This is a genomic window from Amycolatopsis lexingtonensis (assembly GCF_014873755.1).
Taxonomy (GTDB): Bacteria; Actinomycetota; Actinomycetes; order Mycobacteriales; family Pseudonocardiaceae; genus Amycolatopsis; species Amycolatopsis lexingtonensis.
Window position 1 is genome coordinate 610,013 of record NZ_JADBEG010000001.1, and the last position, 17,622, is coordinate 627,634.

Genomic DNA, 17,622 nt, shown 5'->3' on the forward strand with positions numbered 1-17,622 from the left:
GAGGCTTCAGTGACCACCGACCCGGCGGCCGAGGACGCTTCCCTGCGTGAGGCGGCCGACGAGCTCGCCGTCGCCGGGCAGCTCCCGCGGTTCCTCCTGATGTACAAGTTCGCCATCGAAGAGCTGATGACGAAGCTGCGCATCCTCAGCGAGGAGTTCGACTTCGTCCACCAGCACGACCCGATCGAGCACATCACCAGCCGGGTCAAGCGGCCCGAAGCGATCAAGGAAAAGGTGCACCGCCGCGGCCTCGGCAGCGACTGGGTGTCCGCCGCCGGCGCGCTCGACGACATCGCCGGGATCCGCGTCGTGTGCCCGTTCGTGTCCGACGTCTACGAAGTCGCCCGGATGCTCACCGCGCAGGACGACGTCGAGCTGCTGCGCACCAAGGACTACATCGCTCAACCGAAGGCGAACGGCTACCGCAGCCTGCACCTCATCGTCCGCATCCCGGTGTTCCTGTCGGACCGCGTCGAAAAGGTCAAGGTCGAGGTCCAGCTGCGCACCATCGCGATGGACTTCTGGGCGGCCGTCGAGCACAAGCTGTCGTACAAGTACCGCGACCGCGTCCCGCCGGACTTCGCGGGCGAGCTGTCGGCGGCGGCCAGGACGGCGGCCGACCTCGACGCGCGGATGGCCGCGTTGCACGAACGGATCCGCTAGGGCTCGCTGAGGGCGTCGAGCAGGATCCGCAGCCCGAATTCGAACTCCGCTTCGTGGTCGCACACCGCGAGGTACGGCGCCGCCGCGGAAACGGCGGGCAGGCCGGACGCCGAGAGGTCCGCGAGCCGCCCCGGGTCGCCGGTCCTGCTGAACGTCGGCGCGGCTTCGACCTCCCGCATCAGCGTGCCGATGAGGAACGCCAGGACCGCCCGCAGCCCGTGCACCGCCCGATCCGGTGGGAAACCCGCCGCGAGTAGCGGCCCGAGCACGGCCTCGACCGGCGCCAGCGCCGTCATCGACGCGAGCTGGCGGGTGAGCACGAGCGGCGCCGCCCGCGGGTGCCCGAGCATCGCGTCCCGGAAACCGTGCGCCAGCGCGGACATCGTCTCCCGCAGGTCTCCCGGCGGGGGTGCCGGGATCGCCGCGAGCAGCACCTCGGCGACCCCGTCGAGCAGCGCGTCCTTGCCGTCGACGTGGTTGTACAGGCTCATCGGGTCGACGCCGAGCCGCCGCGCGAGCTTGCGCATGCTGACCGCGTCCAGGCCCTCTTCGTCGACCAGGGCGAGTGCTTCCCGCAGGATCCGGTCCCGGGACAGGCCACCGGCCTCCTTGGGCGGCCGTCCGCGCCGGGTCGTCACGGCGTGAGCACCGCGGGCAGGGTTTCGTAGCCGCGCAGGATCCGCGTCGACCGGCGGCGGCCGCCGGGCAGCACACGCAGATCGGGGAACCGCTCGAAGATCGTGCGCAACCCGATCTCGCCCTCCATGCGCGCCAGCGACGCGCCCAGGCAGTGGTGGCGGCCGGCGCCGAACGCCACGTGGTCGCGCGCCCGTTCCCGGGTGACGTCGAAGACGGCCGGGTCGGCGAACACGCTCGGGTCGCGGTTCGCGCCGGCCAGCACGGTGGTCACCAGCGCGCCGCGCGGCAGCGGCACCCCGGCGATCTCGGTCGCGCGCGTCGCGAGGCGCCCGGTCAGCAGCACCGGCGGGTCGTACCGCAGCACCTCCTCGACGGCGTTGCCCCACAGCTCGGGACGTTCGCGCAGCACGGCGAGCTGCCCGGGATCGCCCGCGAGCAGCGCGATACCGCTGCCGAGCAGGTTGACCGTCGTCTCGAACCCGGCCGCCAGCACCAGGCCGGCGGTCGACTTCAGCTCCGTCTCGGTGAGGCCGACGCCGTCGTCGCGGGCCGCGACGAGCTTGCTGAACAGGTCCTTGCCAGGGTGCCGGCGCAGGTGGTCGAGGTGCTCGCCGAGCCAGGCGTCGAACTCGCCCAGCGCGGTCTCGACGTGGCGGAACGTCCGCCAGCCCAGGCCGAGGTCGAGGCTGGGCGCGGCCGCCGAACCCAGGGCCAGCACCTTGCCGAGGTCGGACGGCGGCACGCCGAGGATCTCGCTGATCACGGTCACCGGCAGCAGCCCGCAGTAGGACTCGACGAGGTCGAGCGGACGGTGCGGGTCGAGCCCGTCGAGCAGGCCGTCGGCGATCTCCTGCACGCGGCCGCGCAGCTGCTCGACGGCGCGCGCGGTGAACACGCCGGTGACGAGCTTGCGGTAGCGGGTGTGCTCGGGCGGGTTGACGGCGAGCAGCGACGGCGGCCGCACCGGGTGCAGGTGCTCGCCCGCGGACCATTCGACCAGCCGGCCGAGCGGGGAGCCGTCGGCGCCGATCACGCCGACGCGGAAGTCCTCGCTGGAGAGCACTTCCCGGACCGCGGCGTGCGTGGTGGTCATCCAGCCGAACCGGGTGCGCGCCAGCGGCCCGGCGGCGCGGATCTCCTCGAACAGCCCGGTCAGATCCCGCCCGTCGGCGGCGGCGACCACCATCCGCCCCTGCAGGTCGCCGCGCTTGGCCTCGCGGCGCAGCACGGTCCGGGGCAGCGCGTGCCCGAGGCTCCACCGGACGACGGGTTTGGCGTGGGCCAGAGCTCCTGCGAGCACGGCTTCCCCCTTCTTTCGGCGTGCCTACAGTGTAGGTTATCGTCGAATACCTACACCGTAGATACGGAGCCACGATGCAGCCGATCCCCGCCCCCGAAGTCCTCGCGGCCCGGCAGAAGCTGGTGCTCGACCACTTCCGCGACGAGGTCGCCCAGGACTGGGACGCGACCTTGTCGACGTTCCCCCACCCGCACTACGAGGTCATCGCGACGATGACGGTCCACGACGGCGACGGCGCCGTCCGCGGCTACTACCACGACACGCGCACGGCGTTCCCCGACCAGCACCACGAGCTGATCGCGCTGCGCCACAGCGCGGACGCGGTCATCGTGGAGTTCTGGCTGCTGGGCACGCACCTGGGTCCGCTGGGCCCGGTCCCGGCGACGGGTTCGCGCTTCCGGGTGCGGATGACGGCCTATTTCGTGTTCGACGCGGCGGAAAAGCTCGTCTGCGAGCGGATCTACTTCGACACGCTGTCGATGCTCAAGCAGCTGGTCGCCGGGGTGGACAAGAAGAAGCCGAAGAACTGGCCGCTGCTGGCACGGGTGGCGCGGGGATTCCTGAAGATGTCCGGCGGGGAGCCCGACCCGAGGCTCGTGAACACCGTGGAACCGCAGCTCTAAGCGGGTGGTCCGGACCTGACCGGCGCCAGCAGCACGCCCAGCGCGAGCAGCTCCGTCAGCGCCATCCCGCGTTCCACCAGTCCCAGCGGGATCAGCGTCCACCACCGCCCGTCCTCGGCCGCGGCCACCACCACCGCGCCCAGGATCACCGCGAACCACCCCAGCGAAAGGATCGCCAGCACACGCGCCAGCCAGCGGCGGCCGGGTGACGCCGGGAACGCCGTGCGCGCCGCGACCAGCACCGCCAGCGGCAACGCCACGAAGGCCACCACGCTCGCGATCCGGTGCAGCGTCCCGCCGAAGTCGGCGCGGGAGACCGTGGCCCAGTCCGGCTTCGGGAACGCCACGATGACCAGCAACCCGACCGTCCACAATGTACCCAGCAGTGCCGCCGGCACGGGCAGCCTGCGTTGCCTGCCCAGCACCGCCAGTCCCGCGGCCGAGCCCAGTGCCACCAGGATCACCGCGAGGTCGAACACCCACTTGTGGTCCGACAGGCCGTATTCGCTGATCGTGCGGCGGGTCGGGCTGATCGCGTCGGTCGGCGGGATGACCTGCAGCAACAGCACCAGGCCGGCGCCGATGGCCAACGCGGCCAGGCCGCTGAGCGAGACCGCGACCGACACCCGTCGCGCAGGGACCGTGACCATGGACCGACAGTAGCCGACCACCGGTTGAACTCCCGGTGAAAGGTCCTTCGGGGCAGCCGTACGGGCTGAAGGCTGTACGACTTACGGCGGTTACCGCAGCCGGTTTTCCTCCATTATGGTCACCCGCTACCGGTACGTCCGCCGTGCCGGGCCCTCGGTCAAGGAGGCTTTTCCTGTGGGGAATTCACCAAGACGGCTGGTGTTGCTGGCTTCGGCCGTCGCACTGGCCGGAACGTTCGTCGCGCTACCCACCGGTACCGCCGGTGCGGCGCAGAACATCCTGCGCGCCGACAGGTCCGTACCCCGCTCGTGCTTCGCGAAAGTGCTGCCCAAGGGCACCGCGGGCACCGATCGCCGCGAGCTCACGTCCACCGTGGACGGTCTCGTCCAGGCCCGGCTCAAGGCGACCCCGGGCACCGAAGGCGACTGGGACGTCGCCGTTTTCGACAAGGCGACCGGTGCCGTCGTCGCCGCTTCGACGGCGTTGCGCACCCACGAACTTGCCGAGAGCTTCGTGAAGAAGGGCCAAGAGCTCGTCGTCCAGGGCTGCCGCTACGGCGGCTCGGCCGGGCAGGCCCAGCTCGGCGTCGACTTCCTCGCGCTGACCCCGCAGGGCACGCCGACCGGGACCGCCGCGGCGCCGCAGCGCGCGGAGCTCGTCCGCGTCGAGACGCCGACCCGCGCCGACAAGAACAAGCTCACCGGCCTCGGCCTCGACGTCACCGAGAAGGGCGACGCGACCGGCGTCGAGGTCGTGCTGGCGAACGACGCCGACCGCAAGACGCTCGCCGGCAGCGGCTTCAAGTCCAAGGTGCTCGAGGCGGACTTGTCGGCCAAGTCGGTCCAGGACGCCAAGAGCGACCGCGAGTACGCCGCGAAGACCGCCGCTTCGGCGCTGCCGTCCGGGCGGACCAGCTACCGGCACCTCTACGAGTACAACTACGAGCTCAAGGAGCTCGCCCGCAAGAACCCGAGCCTGGTCTCGGCGTTCACCATGCCGGAATCGACGTGGGAAGGCCGCGACGTCGTCGGCGTCGAAATCGCCACCGACGTCAAGAACCTGACCGACGGCAAGCCGGTCAACTTCACCATGGGCGTGCACCACGCCCGGGAGTGGCCGGCCGGCGAGCACGTCATGGAATGGGCCTACGAGCTGGTCAACGGCTACTCGCACGACGCCGCCATCCGCGGGCTGGTGAGCAAGACGCGCAACATCGTCGTGCCGATCATCAACCCCGACGGCTTCGAGATCTCCCGCGAGGCCGAGCCGAAGGGTGACTTCACGCGGTTCGACTACGAGATGAAGCGCAAGAACTGCAACGTCAACGACTCGCCGGCGCAGTTCGCGACCGGCGTGTGCAAGGCGAACCCGGGCGGGCGCGTCCGCGGCACCGACCCGAACCGCAACTACGGCGGCTTCTGGGGTGGCAACGGCGCCGAGCTGAACTGGAGCGGCGACACCTTCCGCGGGTCCGCGCCGTTCAGCGAGCCCGAGGTGCGCAACGTGCGCTCGATCGTGTCCTCGCGCCAGGTGACGAACCTGCTGACGATGCACACCGTCGCCGCGCTGGTGCTGCGCCCGCCGGGCGTGGCCGACGTCCGCCCGCCGCTGGAGGAGCCGCAGTACAAGGCCCTCGGCGACAAGCTGGCCTCGCGCAACGGCTACACGAGCGAGCCGAGCTGGGCGCTCTACGACACGACCGGCACCACCGAGGACTGGTCGTACTGGGCCACCGCGGGCTGGGGCTTCACGATCGAGGTCGGCGGCAACGGCTTCCACGGCCCCTACGCCGACAGCGTCGTGGCCGAGTACGCGGGCCTCGCCCCGGCGGCCGGCGCCGGCAAGGGCGGCAACCGCCAGGCGTTCCTGGACATGCTTGGCAACGCGGCCGACCCGCAGCAGCACTCGACGCTGATCGGCTCGGCGCCGAAGAACTACCAGCTCAAGCTGCACAAGACGTTCCAGACGCCGACGTCGCCGGTGATCCAGCCCGACGGCTCCACCAAGCCGCCGATCTACATCACCGACGACCTGAACTCGAAGTTCACCGCCACCGGCGGGCGCTTCGCGTGGTCGGTCAACCCGTCGACGCGGCCGTACGTGGCCGGCCGGTACGGGCGCGACCCGCAGGGCCCGGCGCAGCAGGGCTTCGCGGTCACCAACCCGGCCGGGGTGCCGCCGATCAACCAGAACTACCCGGCCGACCCGGCGGGCGACTCGTTCACCTTCCACGTCGACGGCCTGCCGAAGGTCGACAACGGGAAGTTCAGCGTCAACATCAACTGGGCGAACAGCGCGACCGACTGGGACCTGTTCATCTACGACGCGGCCGGCAACCTGGTCAGCTCGTCGGCGAACGGCGGCACGACGTCCGAGCACGCCGTGCTGTTCGACCCGCCGGCCGGTGACTACAAGGCCGTGGTGGTCAACTACGACCAGGCCGACCCGAACGCCGTCGACGACTGGACCGGGGACGTGTCGTTCGCGTCGCCGACCCCGCCGACGTACGGGACGAAGGAGGCCTACCAGCTGACGTGCTCGTCGCCGAACGGCAAGCTCGTCGGCGTGGCGGACGTCTTCGTCGACCGCGGCCAGACGGTCGACGTCGGCGAGGTCTGCACCCGCTCCGCGCACGCGCAGAAGCAGCGCGCCTCGGGCGGCGTCCGGTAGTTCTCGCAGGGTTCGTGAAGGCCTCCTCGCTCGCACGGGGAGGCCTTCACGGCGTCAGGGCGAGGGCGGCGCCGAGGACGACGAGGATCGTGCCCACGACGCGGTTGAGGGCCGGTTTCGCGCGGGCGTACCAGCGCTGGGTGGCGGGGGAGGAGAACAGCAGCGCCACACCGAGGTGCCAGGCCGCCGAGGCGGCGACGATCAGCGCGACGGCGGCGGCCTTGACGGCGGTGGGTTCGGTGGGCGGCAGCGTCGCGGTGAGGACGCTGCCGAAGAACGCCGCGGCCTTCGGGTTGGTGAGGTTGCTGACGACGCCGCGGCGGAACGCGTTGCCGCGGGCTTCGGGCGGGGCCGTTTCCGGTGCGTTGGCGGTGAGCCAGAGGCGGAGGCCGAGCCAGGCCAGGTAGGCGCCGCAGACGACACGGAGCGCCGTGGCGAGCCAGGGGTGGTGGGCGAGGACGGTGCCCAGCCCGAAGACGGCGACGGCGGCCAGGACACCGCCCGCGGCGACGACCCCGAGCGCGACGGCGAGCGCGGCTTTGCGGGTCCCGGCGGCCGCGGTGTGGGCGATGAGGACGAAGTTGGGGCCGGGGGAGATCGCGGCGGGCAGGTAGGCGAGCAGGACGGTGCCCAGCGTGGCGGCCGGGCTCACGGTGCCGGTTCGCCCGGGCAGGTCTTGAATGAGTCGTTCAGGACCTCCGAAGACCTGAATGAGTCATTCAAGACGGTCACGCCGCGCGGCCGCCGCCGCCGACGACCTGGTCGCGGACCGTCCGCAGCGCCTCGTGGTCCACAGTGGACGGATCGGCCGCCAGCCACTCGCCGATCTCGTGGAGGAACTCCTCCGGGGTCATCGGCGCCGCCGCCCAGTCGCCGGGGTCGGCCGTGGTCAGGTCGCCGCTGCGGCTCGGGTACACGATCATCGCGCCGCGCAGGGCCACGCCCGGCAGCAGGTCGCGGTAGGCCGCGAGGCTCTCGGCGAGCCGGCTCCCGCCGCCGCGGAACGGCCGCCCGTTGCGCAGCAGGCGCCCGTCTTCGGCGGTCTCGTAGTGGCCCGGCAGCCAGAGCTTGGACTCGATGAGCACCAGCCGCTTGCCGCACAGCACCGCGTGGTCGACGTCCGCGAACACCGAGCCCGGCCAGGCGAGGCCGTGGAAGATGCGGGCGCCCGGGAGGCGGGTCAGGTAGGCCTCGAGCAGCTCGGCGGTGAGGCGCTCGGCCAGCTCGTCGCGCTCGGTGCCGGGCGCGCCGAAGACGGTGCGGCCGCCGAACTCCTCGGCGTAGGCCTCGCGGGCCCGTGCGGCGCGCAGGTAGCCGCGCGCCAGCCGCTGGACGAGCAGCGCCGTGCCCGCGGTCAGCAGCAGCCACACGATGAGCACCGGCGGCGAGAACCCGACCCCGGTGACCAGCGGCAGCAGCACGAGCACCATCCCGGCCATCGCGGCGACGACCGGCGTGTGCCCCGGCCCGCGGCGGCGGCCGTGCCGCATCCGGGTGTCCTCGCCGGCGAAGTGCCACCAGCTCAGGTCTTCGGCGTCGAGGTCGGGCAGGTCGGGGACGAACCCGGGCTCGTCGCCGAAGCGGCGCCGTGGCCGCGGGCGGACCGGGACGGGCACGACTTTCGCGCCGCCGGAGTCGTAGCGGGCGCGGCTGACGGGGTCGCTCAGGACGTCGTAGGCCTCGCGCAGCAGCCGGAACGTGCCGACCGTGCCGCCGCCGTCCGGGTGCATGGTCTTGGCCAGCCTGCGATAGGCCGTTTTGACGTCGGACGCCGTCGCGTCCCGGCGGACGCCGAGCACCTCGTAGTAGTCGACCTCGGGCACGCTGGCGGTCACCTCCGGATGGCTGCGCGAAGACTTTATGGGGTCGGCTTCCGGGGCCGGCCACCGGCTCCACGGCACGCCAGGGTGACGGTCCCGCGAACCTGCTCCGTGACTGTCCATTGAGGACTGGTTGTCGCCCGGAAGTGTTGTAACGGCCGAGAAAGGGCAGGTTCTGGTGACTTTTCGTGATCGGAGTTCACCTGAACAGACGCGAACACCTGTTCGAATAATCGGCTAGCATGGAGGCATGTCCTCGACACCCCACAGACGTGACGGGCCCACCGCCACCCCACCTCGGCAGCGGGCCCGTCACCCCCGTCAGCGCTCGCGTAGCAGGAATCGCTGGAGCTTCCCGCTGGCGTTGCGCGGCAGCGCGTCGATGAACCGCACCCGCCGCGGGTACTTGTACGGCGCCGCAACGGCTTTGGCGTGCTCCTGGAGGGCGTGCACGACGTCCGGGCCTGGGGCCGTGCCGGGCCGCAGCACGACGAAGGCCGTCACGACCGAGCCCCGGTCCGGGTCGGGCGTGCCGACGACCGCGCACTCTTCGACGTCCGGGTGCGTGAGCAGCACTTCTTCGACTTCGGGAGCCGCGATGTTGTAACCGGAGGAGACGATCATGTCGTCGCTGCGCGCCACGAACCGGAAGTAGCCATCGGGCTCGCGCACGTAGGTGTCGCCAGTGATGTTCCAGCCGTCGCGGACGTAGTCGGCCTGCCGCGGGTCTTCGAGGTAGCGGCACCCGGTCGGGCCCTGGACCGCGAGCCGGCCGGGGGTCCCGTCGGGCACGGGCGCGCCGTCGAGGTCGAGGACGGCGGCGCGGAACCCGGGCACGACCTTGCCGGTGCGGCCGGGGCGGACGTCGTCGTCGGCCGCGGAGATGAACACGTGCAGCAGTTCCGTGCTGCCGATGCCGTCGATCAGCGGCCGGCCGGTGACCTCGCGGTACCGCTCGGCGACGGCTTCGGGCAGCGCTTCGCCGGCGGAGACGGCGCGGCGGACGCCGGCCAGCAGCGGGCCGTCGCCGGAGCCGAGGATCGCGCGGTAGGCGGTCGGCGCGGTGAACAGCACGGTGACGGCGTGTTCGGCGACGGCCGCGGCGAGCTCCTTGGGCGTCGCGCGCTCCAGCAGGAGCACGGACGCGCCGGCGTGCAGCGGGAACACCAGCAGGCCGCCCAGGCCGAAGGTGAACGCCAGCGGCGGCGTCCCGCAGAACACGTCGTCCGCGGTGGGGCGCACGACGTGCCGGGAGAACGTGTCGGCGATGGCGAGCAGGTCGCGGTGGAAGTGCATGGTCGCCTTCGGTGTCCCGGTGGTGCCGGAGGTGAAGGCGAGCAGGGCGACGTCGTCGGCGGCGGTCGGCACGTCTTCGAAAGTCGCCGGGTGCCGGGCGCAGCGGCCGGCCAGTTCGGCTGTTTCGGTGCCGTAGGAGACCGTGGGCAGGCCGGGCGGCAGTTCGTCGAGCAGGCGCTCGTCGCAGAGGGCGACGCTCGGGCGGGCGCGATCGACGATCTTGTCCAGTTCGTGGCGGCGCAGCATCGGCATGGTCGTGACGGCGACGGCTCCGGCCTTGAGGACACCGAGCCAGCACGCGGCGAGCCACGGCGTGTTGGTTCCGCGCAGCAGCACCCGGTTCCCCGGCACGACGCCGAGTTCGGCGGTGAGCACGTGCGCGATCCGGTTGGCGCGCGCCAGCACCTCGCCGTATGACCACGTCTCGTGCGGTGAACGCAGGCAGGGCCAGTCCGCGCCGAGGCGGGCGGCGGTGTCGTCGAGCAGCGCGGTCGCGGCGTTGAGGCGGTCCGGGTAGCGCAGCTCCGGCAGGTCGAACACCAGCCGCGGCCACTGCTCGGCGGGTGGCAGCCGGTCGCGGCAGAACGAGTCGGTGTGAGCGCTGGGAGTAAACCTCATCGCAGCCCCTCGGGTCTCGACCTGCACCACGAGGAACGTAGCACTCGTTGCGACCGTCGAGAAGGCGCAATAGCGCATCGATGACGGCGGCAACGGATGATCGATGCCGGGGCGCAGTCGCGCTAAGGGCGCTGGGCGGCGGTGAGCTCGCCCTGCGTCACGAAAGCTGCTGTCACGGTCACCTCCGTCAGCACCTCGCGGATCCGCACCGGCTTCCCCGGCGCGGCCGGTTCCACCGAAAGCCGGGTGAGCACCCGGTGCACCGAAATCCGGTGCACGGCGAGGCCCCGGTCAGCGTGCCCGGCCCCGGCCGCGAAAGGCGGCGCCACCCGGGCCGCAGGTGATGTCGGCGCAGACGAGCATGGTCATCGCGAGTGCGGGCAGGCGCTTCATGGTGTTCGTCCCCTCGTGGTCGAGCCCGTGGTCATCCGCAGCGAGGCAGATGATCTTCAGGTGTAACGCACGGCGGTTGTCCGGCGCCGGGGCGAGGGGACCGGACATCAACGTCCGGACAACGGCGGCCGGCTCAGCCGGCGACCGTCGCGTCGGCCTGGTCGGCGCGGCGCAGGGCGTCGGCGACGAAGCCGTTCGCCTTCAGTTCCTCGACCAGGTCGCGCAGGAACCCGATGGTCTCGGGACGGCGGCCCGGCGTGGTCCCCGCCGCCTGTTGGATCTGCATGAACCGCTCCTCGACGACCCGAGTCCCGGGGTGTGCGGCCACGTAGGCCGTCATCGGCTGCCGGATCCCGGCGGCCACCTCCAGGCCCTGCTCTTCGAAGGCGACGACGCCGTCCTCGCCGCGGACGATCGTCGCGTGCGAGAGCGTCCGGGTCAGGTAGAGGTCGTACGCCGACCCCTGCTTGACCCCGACCCGCACGCCCGGCCGGTCGACGTCGGCGGGGGAGCGGACCGGCGAGCCGTCCGGAACGACGTACACGCCTTCGATGACGACGTAGGGCGCGGTGAAAGCCACCTCGGCCGCGCGCGCCGGTTCGATCGCCAGGAAGCAGAGGTCGGCCGCCCCTGAGGTCAGCGCCTCGAACGACTTCCGCGCGGCGTCGAAGCACAAGAGTTCCACCTCGACGCCCAGCCGTGCACCCACCTCGCGCGCGATATCGACGGTGACCCCGCCGGGCTCGGCCGCGGTCCCGTGCGCGAGCACCGGATTGCCGAGGTTGATGGCGGCACGCAGCACACCGGTGGGCGCGAGGTCGGCGGAAAGATCTCCCATGACCGGCGAGGGTAACCCCGCACCTCGGCACCCGTCGGCGAAGTGTTGTTCACGCCACCGGCCACCGCTCACCCCTTCGGCAGCCCGTCCGCCGTGCTCAGGTCGTACACCGTCTCCTGGTGGTACACCTCTCCCGGCCGCAGGACCGTGCTCGGGAAGTCCGGCCGGTTCGGCGAGTCCGGGAAGTGCTGGGCCTCCAGCGCGAACCCCGCCCCGCGCGAGGGCAGGTGGTTGCCCGAATAGAACTGCAGGCCCGGCTCCGTCGTTCGCACCGTGAGCAGGCGGCCGGACGCCGGGTCCCAAGCCCGCGCGGCAAATGGCGAATCGGCGTCCAGCACCCAGTTGTGGTCGTAACCATCGGCGAGAGCCAGCTGGGGGTCGGCCGCAGCGATGCGGGCGCCGATCGGGGACGGGCGGCGGAAGTCGAACGGCGTGTCCGCCACATCGACCGGGGAGCCGAGGGGGATCAAGGCGGCGTCGGTGGGGCAATACCGGCTCGCCGCGATCTCCAGCCGGTGGTCATAAACCTCCCCTGCGCCCGCCAGGTTCCAGTACGTGTGGTTGGTCAGGTTGACGACCGTCGGCGCGTCGGTCGTCGCGCGGTAGGTCATGTGCAGGCCGGACGAAGTCAAGCGGTACGTCACTTCGGCCGCGAGCCGGCCGGGGTAGCCCTGGTCGCCGTCCGGGCTGGTCAGAGTCAGGCGGAGGCCGTCCGGGAACGGGGTCGCGGACCACACCCGCGTGTCGAAGCCGGCCGGGCCGCCGTGGAGGCTGTTCTTGCCGTCGTTCTGCGGCACCCGGTGCCGGACACCGTCGAGGGTGAACGTGCCGCCGGCGATGCGGTTGGCGAAGCGGCCGATCGCCGCGCCCAGGAAAACCCTCGCCGCGTCCGGGTGGTTGTTCGCGACGTAGCCGTACAGGTCCGGGTAGCCGAGGACGACGTCGCGGTACTCGCCGTCGCGGTCCGGGGCCTCGATCGACTGGATCACCGCGCCGTAGTCGAGGATCCGGACGGTGAGGCCGCCGGGGCGGGTCAGGGTGTAGCGGTGGACGTCCGTTTCGCCGGCGCGGCCGAAGAACTCGGGAACGGGTGCGGTCATCGGGACGCCCTCCAGCACGCTGTTAACGCTAACACCGTGCTGGAACTCTAGGATCGCGCGCGGTATGTGGTCAAGAGCCCGAGGCGCGCGTCCCCAGCAACTGGTGGGCGCGCAACGCCATCTGGATCTCCAGGCGCCGCGCCGGATCCGCCAGTTGGTCGCCGAACAGTTCGGTCAGCTGACTCACCCGGTAGCGGACCGTCTGGGGGTGGATCCCCAGCGCCTGCGCGATCTCCGGGGTGCTCCCGTTGTGCTCCAGCCAGCACAGCAGTGTCTCGGCCAGCCGGGTCTGCTGCTTCGCCGTCAGGTCCGCGAACGGCGCGAGGACCTTGGCCGACAGCTCGTCCAGCAGAAACCGGTCGAGCAGCAGCCAGTGCGTCGCGAGGTGGTCGGCCGTGTGCGTCACCGGGTGGTCGCCGGTCAGGCCGCGGCGGGCCAGGTCGAGCGTGCGGCGGGCCCACCGCGCCGACGTCGCCGCGTCGGCCGGGCGGACGCGGGGGCCGACCGCCGCGCGCCGGCCGGGCAGGCGGCCTTCGAGGCCGAGCAGGTCGCGGTCCGGGTGCGGGGTCAGCACGCAGGGCTCGGCGCCGTCGAGATCGATCAGCACGTCGTCGGCGAACCGCGGTGACGGCGGCGGGTGCGGTCCGGTCCACGGCTCGAGCGCGATGACCACGACCTGCTCCGGCATCGGCCACCGCGCGGCTTCGGCCATCGTGGCGAGCGTCGACGGCGACGACGGCGGGGTGGCGAGCAGCAGTTCGAGCAACCTGCGGCGACGGCGTTCGAGCGTGCCCGCCGCCATCGCCTGCGCCAGCGTGTACCCCTCGACCGAATACGCCGAAATCTCGTCCACGTAAGCGAAAATCGCCTCCGCGCCGATGCAGAGCACCGCGGCCGGGAAGCGGTGCGCCTGCCCGAGTTCCGCGATGTACCGCCACGCCGCGCGCCCGCCCGCGCGGTAGGCGGCCTGCAGGGAGTTGACGCTGCCACCGTCGTGGTGGACGCGTTTGCCGACCTCCACGAACAAGCTCGCCCAATCGTCCTGTGTGGACGGAAGATCCTCGATGCTGTCGATGCAGCTGAGCACCGCCTGCTCGATCGCGAGCACGATCACCTTGCCGAACTCGCCTTCGAGGGGCTTGGCGTACTCGGGCACGGCCCGCTGAACCTCCTCGAGGATCCGCCGGGCGAGCGGGTCGGCGTGCGGCCGGAACCGCCGCGCGACCTCCGTCGGCAGTGAGCACCACAGCTGGCGGGCGCGGCCGGTGCCCCGGGGGAACGGGATCATCTGAGTGGTCGTCGTCATGCCACAACCCCTTTCCGGCACCGGTGCGCGGAGGTCATGTACTCACACGGAATTGAAGTTGGCAACCGCCGGTCCTGCCGCGCGACCGGGTTCTGTCACGTGGAGACCAATGGCGGCGGCCACTATTGTCACCTGTCCGACAAACGGCGGAACACTCACGGGCACAAGGGTTTCCGGTCCGCGATTTGTGCTCCGGGACGGTATCTTCGCGCCCTTCCTGGTTGTTAGCGTGATCAACCGAGGAGGCCGGATGACGACGCTCGTATCGTGGTGCTCCCGCCGCGCCGGTGCGGTCGTCGTGCTGTGGCTGCTGGCGTTGGGGGGCCTCGGTTCCGCCGCGCTGCACACCGGCGCGGCCTTCCGCGACACGATCGACCTGCCCGCCGCGGACAGCACCGCGGCGGCGAACCTGCTGCGCGGCAGCGGTGCCGGCGGTGCCGAGGAACGGGTCGTCGCCCGCACGCCGGACAGCCCGATCGACACCGGCACCGGCCGGGCCCGGCTCGACGACTTTGCCGCCCGGCTGGCGGCGCTCCCGCACGTCGTCGCGGTCACCCCCGGCGCGGTGTCGGCCGATCGGCGGACCGCCGTGCTCACCGTGCGGTTCGACGCGCCGGCCGCCGACCTGGGGCAGGGGACGGCCGACGCGCTGGCCGCCGTCGTCCGCGACGCCCGCGGGCTGACCGCCGGGGCGGCCGGCGAGCTCGCCGCGATGACGGCGGCCGCGCCGGATCTGGGCAACGCCGGGATCGGCCTGCTCGCCGCGGCGCTGGTGCTGCTGGTGACCTTCGGCTCGCTGACCTGCGTGCTGCTGCCGGTGCTCACCGCGGCGGTCTCGGTGGGCTGCGCGCTGGCCGCCGTCACGCTGCTCTCGCACGTCATGACCGTCCCGAAGATCAGCACCGAGATCGCCGCCCTGCTGGGGCTCGGCGTCGGCGTCGACTACGCGCTGTTCGTGCTGACCCGCTACCGGCAGGGCCGCGGGGACGGCGCGTCACCGGCGGCCGCGCTGGCCGCCGCCGCGGCGACGTCCGGTCGCAGCGTGGTCTTCGCCGGCGTCACCGTGTGCGTCTCGCTGGCCGGGCTGCTGACCGTCGGCATGCCGTTCCTCGACGGGATCGCCGTGGCCGCCGCGGTTTCGGTGCTGCTGACCGCGTTCGCCGCGCTGACGCTGCTGCCCGCGTTGCTGCGGCCCGCCGCCGCCCGGATGCGCGTCAAGCCGGCGGGGAACGGCGGCCGCTGGGCCCGGCTCGCGCGCTCGGTGACCGCGCGGCCCGGGCCGTACACGCTGGCGGCGGTGCTGGTCGTGGCCGTGCTCGCGCTGCCGATGACCGGGCTGCGGCTCGGCGTGCCGGACGCCGCGCAGGACCCGCCCGGCAGCATCACCCGGACCGGCGCCGAGCTGCTGGCCGACGGGTTCGGTCCCGGCGCCGGCGCCCCGCTGCTGGTGGTGGGCACCGGCGACGCCTCGCTGGGCACGCTGCGGGAGGCGGTGCTCGCCCGCGCCGACGCCGGCCCGCCGGCCGCGCTGCCGGGTGGTGGCTGGCTGCTCACCGTGGTCCCGCGGACCGCGCCCGGCGACCCGGCCACCACCGAGCTGCTGACCTGGACGCGGACCATGGCGGCGACGATCGGCGGCCCGGACGCGCACGTCGGCGGGCTCGTCGCGACCCAGGCCGACTTCTCGGCGGCGATCACCGCGCGGCTGCCGGTGTTCCTGGTCAGCGTCGTAGGCATCTCGGTCCTGCTGCTCGCCTGGGTGTTCCGCAGTGTGCTGATCCCGCTGACGGCGGCGGTGATGAACCTGCTGACGGCGGCCGCGACGACGGGCGCGGTGGTCCACACCTTCGGCGCCCCGATCGAGCCGTACCTGCCGGTGTTCCTGTTCGCCGGGCTGTTCGGGCTGTCGATGGACTACGAGGTCTTCCTCATCGCGCGCATCCAGGAAGCCTGGCGCCGCCACGGCGACACCCGGGCCGCGGTCGTCGACGGCGTCGCGGCGACCGGCCGGACCATCACCGCGGCCGCGCTGATCATGGCGCTGGTGTTCGTGTCGTTCGCCTTCGTCGACGCCCGGGTCGTGCGGGAAGCGGGCGTCGGGCTGACCGTCGCCGTGCTGCTGGACGCGATCGTCGTGCGGTGCGTGCTCGTGCCCGCGGTGATGGCCCGCCTCGGCGCCGCGAACTGGTGGTTCCCGCGCCGGCGCCGCGTCCGCACCCGTGAGCTGGCCGGGAGCGTGCGATGAGGCGGCCGACGCTCCTGCTGCTCGCGCTCGGCGCGTTCGTCACCACGCTCGACAACACCATCGTCGCCGCCGGGGCGCCGTCGATCGGCCGCGACCTCGCGCTCGACCTCGGTGCGCTGCAGTGGATCGCGCTCGGCTACATGCTCCCGTTCGCCGGATTGCTGCCGGCCGGGGGCGCGCTGGTGGACCGCTGGGGACCCCGCCGGACCTTGTCCGCCGCACTGCTCGCGTTCGGCTCCGGCGCGGCCGCCGGCGGGCTGGCCGGGTCGCTGTGGCTGCTGGTCGCCGCCCGCGTGCTGCAGGGCGTGGCGGCCGCGTTCCTGGTGCCCGGCCTGCTGAGCTTGCTGCGCACGAACCTCGACGCGCGGGGCCGGACGCTCGGCGCGGCGGTCTGGACCGCGTGCCTCGCGGCGGCGCTGGCGCTCGGCCCCGCGCTCGGCGGGATCCTGAGCGCTTCCCTGGGCTGGGCCTGGATCTTCTTCGTCAACCTCCCGTTCGTGGCGGCGATGTTCGTGCTGCTGCCGGCGACCACGGCACCCGGCCGCACCGACGGCGCGACCCGCGCACCGCCACTCGCGGCGATGGTCCTGGTGACGGCGAGCCTGGTGCTGCTCACCACCGCGCTGGCCGAACCCCGGTTCGCGCTCCCGCTGCTCGCCGCGGGGGCCGTGGTCGGCATGGTGTTCGCCGTCCGGGAGCGGCGGGCGCGGGACCGGCTGGTCCCGGCGGCGCTGACCGGCAACCGCGTGTTCACCGGCTCGCTCGGCCTGCAACTGCTGTGGGGACTGGGAATTTCCGGGATCTTCTTCTTCACGCCGTTGCTGCACCAGGAGTTCCTCGGGCTCGGTCCGGTCGGGGCCGGCCTGCCGCTGGTCCTGGTCGCGGTGGCGGTCATCGCCGCGACGCCGCTGGTGCCGCGGGCCGTCGCCCGCCACTGTCCACTTCGGACGGTAGCGGGCGGGCTCGCCGTGGTCGGGGCCGGGCTGCTGGCCCTCGCCGCGGTCAACCGGATCCCGGAGATCTGGCCGCGGGTGCCCGGGCTGGTCCTGATCGGCGCGGGGTCGGCCTTCACCGTGCCGATGACGTCGCACGCGCTGGACGTCGTGGCGGAGCGGCATTCCGGCACGGCGTCCGGATTGCTCACCGCCGCCCGGGAGCTGTCGAGCGCGCTCGGCGTCGCGCTGATCGGCGCGGTGCTGACGGCGGTGCGCGCGGTGCGGCTCGGCGCGGGTGCCGCGCCCCCGGTGGCGCTGGCCGGTGGCTACACCGCCGGCCTGCTCGCCGCGGCCGCGCTGACGTTCGCCGGCGCGCTGCTGGCCGTGCGCGTGGCGAAGACCCGTTCCGCCGATACCTCGTCGCCGCGTGACAAACGCGCGGTCCCGTAACCCGTTTCCCGGTGAGCATCCGGGAACCGCCGATTGACAACCGCACGGGCGCGGCTATTCACTGCGCCGGTAAAC

At 72.6% G+C, this 17,622-nt stretch carries 15 protein-coding genes; 5 read left to right on the forward strand and 10 right to left on the reverse strand.

Annotation, left to right across the window (positions count from 1 at the left end; genetic code table 11):
- Positions 1-9: 9 nt before the first annotated feature.
- The gene (locus H4696_RS02845) at positions 10-663 is read left to right on the forward strand and encodes a GTP pyrophosphokinase (protein ID WP_086864185.1); all 654 of its coding nucleotides are present in this window, start codon (positions 10-12) and stop codon (positions 661-663) included.
- Here H4696_RS02845 and H4696_RS02850 read toward each other — a convergent pair.
- Both H4696_RS02850 and H4696_RS02855 read right to left on the reverse strand, forming a co-directional pair.
- Positions 660-1,301 (reverse strand): TetR/AcrR family transcriptional regulator C-terminal domain-containing protein, encoded by a 642-nt coding sequence (locus H4696_RS02850; protein ID WP_249027194.1) that lies wholly within the window; start codon positions 1,299-1,301, stop codon positions 660-662. The genes H4696_RS02845 and H4696_RS02850 overlap by 4 nt on opposite strands.
- Entirely contained in the window at positions 1,298-2,602 is a 1,305-nt protein-coding gene (locus H4696_RS02855; protein WP_086864184.1) for a cytochrome P450, read from the reverse strand. The genes H4696_RS02850 and H4696_RS02855 overlap by 4 nt, the downstream gene beginning before the upstream one ends.
- 74 nt (positions 2,603-2,676) lie before the next feature.
- On the opposite strand from H4696_RS02855, the gene H4696_RS02860 reads away from it, so the two are divergent.
- Positions 2,677-3,225, forward strand: coding sequence for an ester cyclase (locus tag H4696_RS02860; protein ID WP_086864183.1), 549 nt, complete (start codon positions 2,677-2,679; stop codon positions 3,223-3,225).
- Here H4696_RS02860 and H4696_RS02865 read toward each other — a convergent pair.
- Positions 3,222-3,875 (reverse strand): DUF998 domain-containing protein, encoded by a 654-nt coding sequence (locus tag H4696_RS02865; RefSeq protein WP_192782028.1) that lies wholly within the window; start codon positions 3,873-3,875, stop codon positions 3,222-3,224. The genes H4696_RS02860 and H4696_RS02865 overlap by 4 nt on opposite strands.
- A 199-nt stretch (positions 3,876-4,074) precedes the next feature.
- Here H4696_RS02865 and H4696_RS02870 point away from each other — a divergent pair, with 199 nt between their 5' ends.
- Positions 4,075-6,546: a M14 family zinc carboxypeptidase gene (locus tag H4696_RS02870; RefSeq protein ID WP_086864181.1), complete on the forward strand. Its 2,472-nt coding sequence runs from the start codon at positions 4,075-4,077 to the stop codon at positions 6,544-6,546.
- Positions 6,547-6,592: 46 nt separating this feature from the next.
- On the opposite strand, the gene H4696_RS02875 is transcribed toward H4696_RS02870, so the two are convergent.
- The 7 genes from H4696_RS02875 to H4696_RS02905 form a co-directional block, all read right to left on the reverse strand.
- The gene (locus tag H4696_RS02875; protein WP_086864180.1) at positions 6,593-7,198 is read right to left on the reverse strand and encodes a LysE family translocator; all 606 of its coding nucleotides are present in this window, start codon (positions 7,196-7,198) and stop codon (positions 6,593-6,595) included.
- A gap of 76 nt (positions 7,199-7,274) precedes the next feature.
- Positions 7,275-8,369: a J domain-containing protein gene (locus H4696_RS02880; RefSeq protein ID WP_086864191.1), complete on the reverse strand. Its 1,095-nt coding sequence runs from the start codon at positions 8,367-8,369 to the stop codon at positions 7,275-7,277.
- Between the two features lie 318 nt (positions 8,370-8,687).
- The gene (locus H4696_RS02885; protein WP_086861249.1) at positions 8,688-10,280 is read right to left on the reverse strand and encodes an AMP-binding protein; all 1,593 of its coding nucleotides are present in this window, start codon (positions 10,278-10,280) and stop codon (positions 8,688-8,690) included.
- A gap of 122 nt (positions 10,281-10,402) precedes the next feature.
- Positions 10,403-10,609 carry a hypothetical protein gene (locus H4696_RS02890; protein ID WP_086861248.1) on the reverse strand — a complete coding sequence of 69 codons (207 nt, stop codon included), beginning with the start codon at positions 10,607-10,609 and terminating at the stop codon, positions 10,403-10,405.
- Positions 10,610-10,806: 197 nt separating this feature from the next.
- On the reverse strand, positions 10,807-11,511 hold the full coding sequence (locus tag H4696_RS02895) for a transporter substrate-binding domain-containing protein (RefSeq protein WP_086861244.1): 705 nt from the start codon (positions 11,509-11,511) through the stop codon (positions 10,807-10,809).
- A gap of 68 nt (positions 11,512-11,579) precedes the next feature.
- A complete protein-coding gene (locus H4696_RS02900) occupies positions 11,580-12,629 on the reverse strand; it encodes an aldose epimerase family protein (protein WP_249027032.1) in 1,050 nt (349 codons plus the stop codon).
- A gap of 52 nt (positions 12,630-12,681) precedes the next feature.
- Complete coding sequence (locus H4696_RS02905) at positions 12,682-13,917, reverse strand: PucR-like N-terminal domain-containing protein (protein ID WP_086861240.1); 1,236 nt, start codon at positions 13,915-13,917, stop codon at positions 12,682-12,684.
- Between the two features lie 250 nt (positions 13,918-14,167).
- On the opposite strand from H4696_RS02905, the gene H4696_RS02910 reads away from it, so the two are divergent.
- Together H4696_RS02910 and H4696_RS02915 are read left to right on the forward strand one after the other, a co-directional pair.
- A complete protein-coding gene (locus H4696_RS02910; RefSeq protein ID WP_192782029.1) occupies positions 14,168-16,162 on the forward strand; it encodes an MMPL family transporter in 1,995 nt (664 codons plus the stop codon).
- A complete protein-coding gene (locus tag H4696_RS02915; protein WP_086856083.1) occupies positions 16,159-17,547 on the forward strand; it encodes an MFS transporter in 1,389 nt (462 codons plus the stop codon). The genes H4696_RS02910 and H4696_RS02915 overlap by 4 nt, the downstream gene beginning before the upstream one ends.
- Positions 17,548-17,622: the final 75 nt, after the last annotated feature.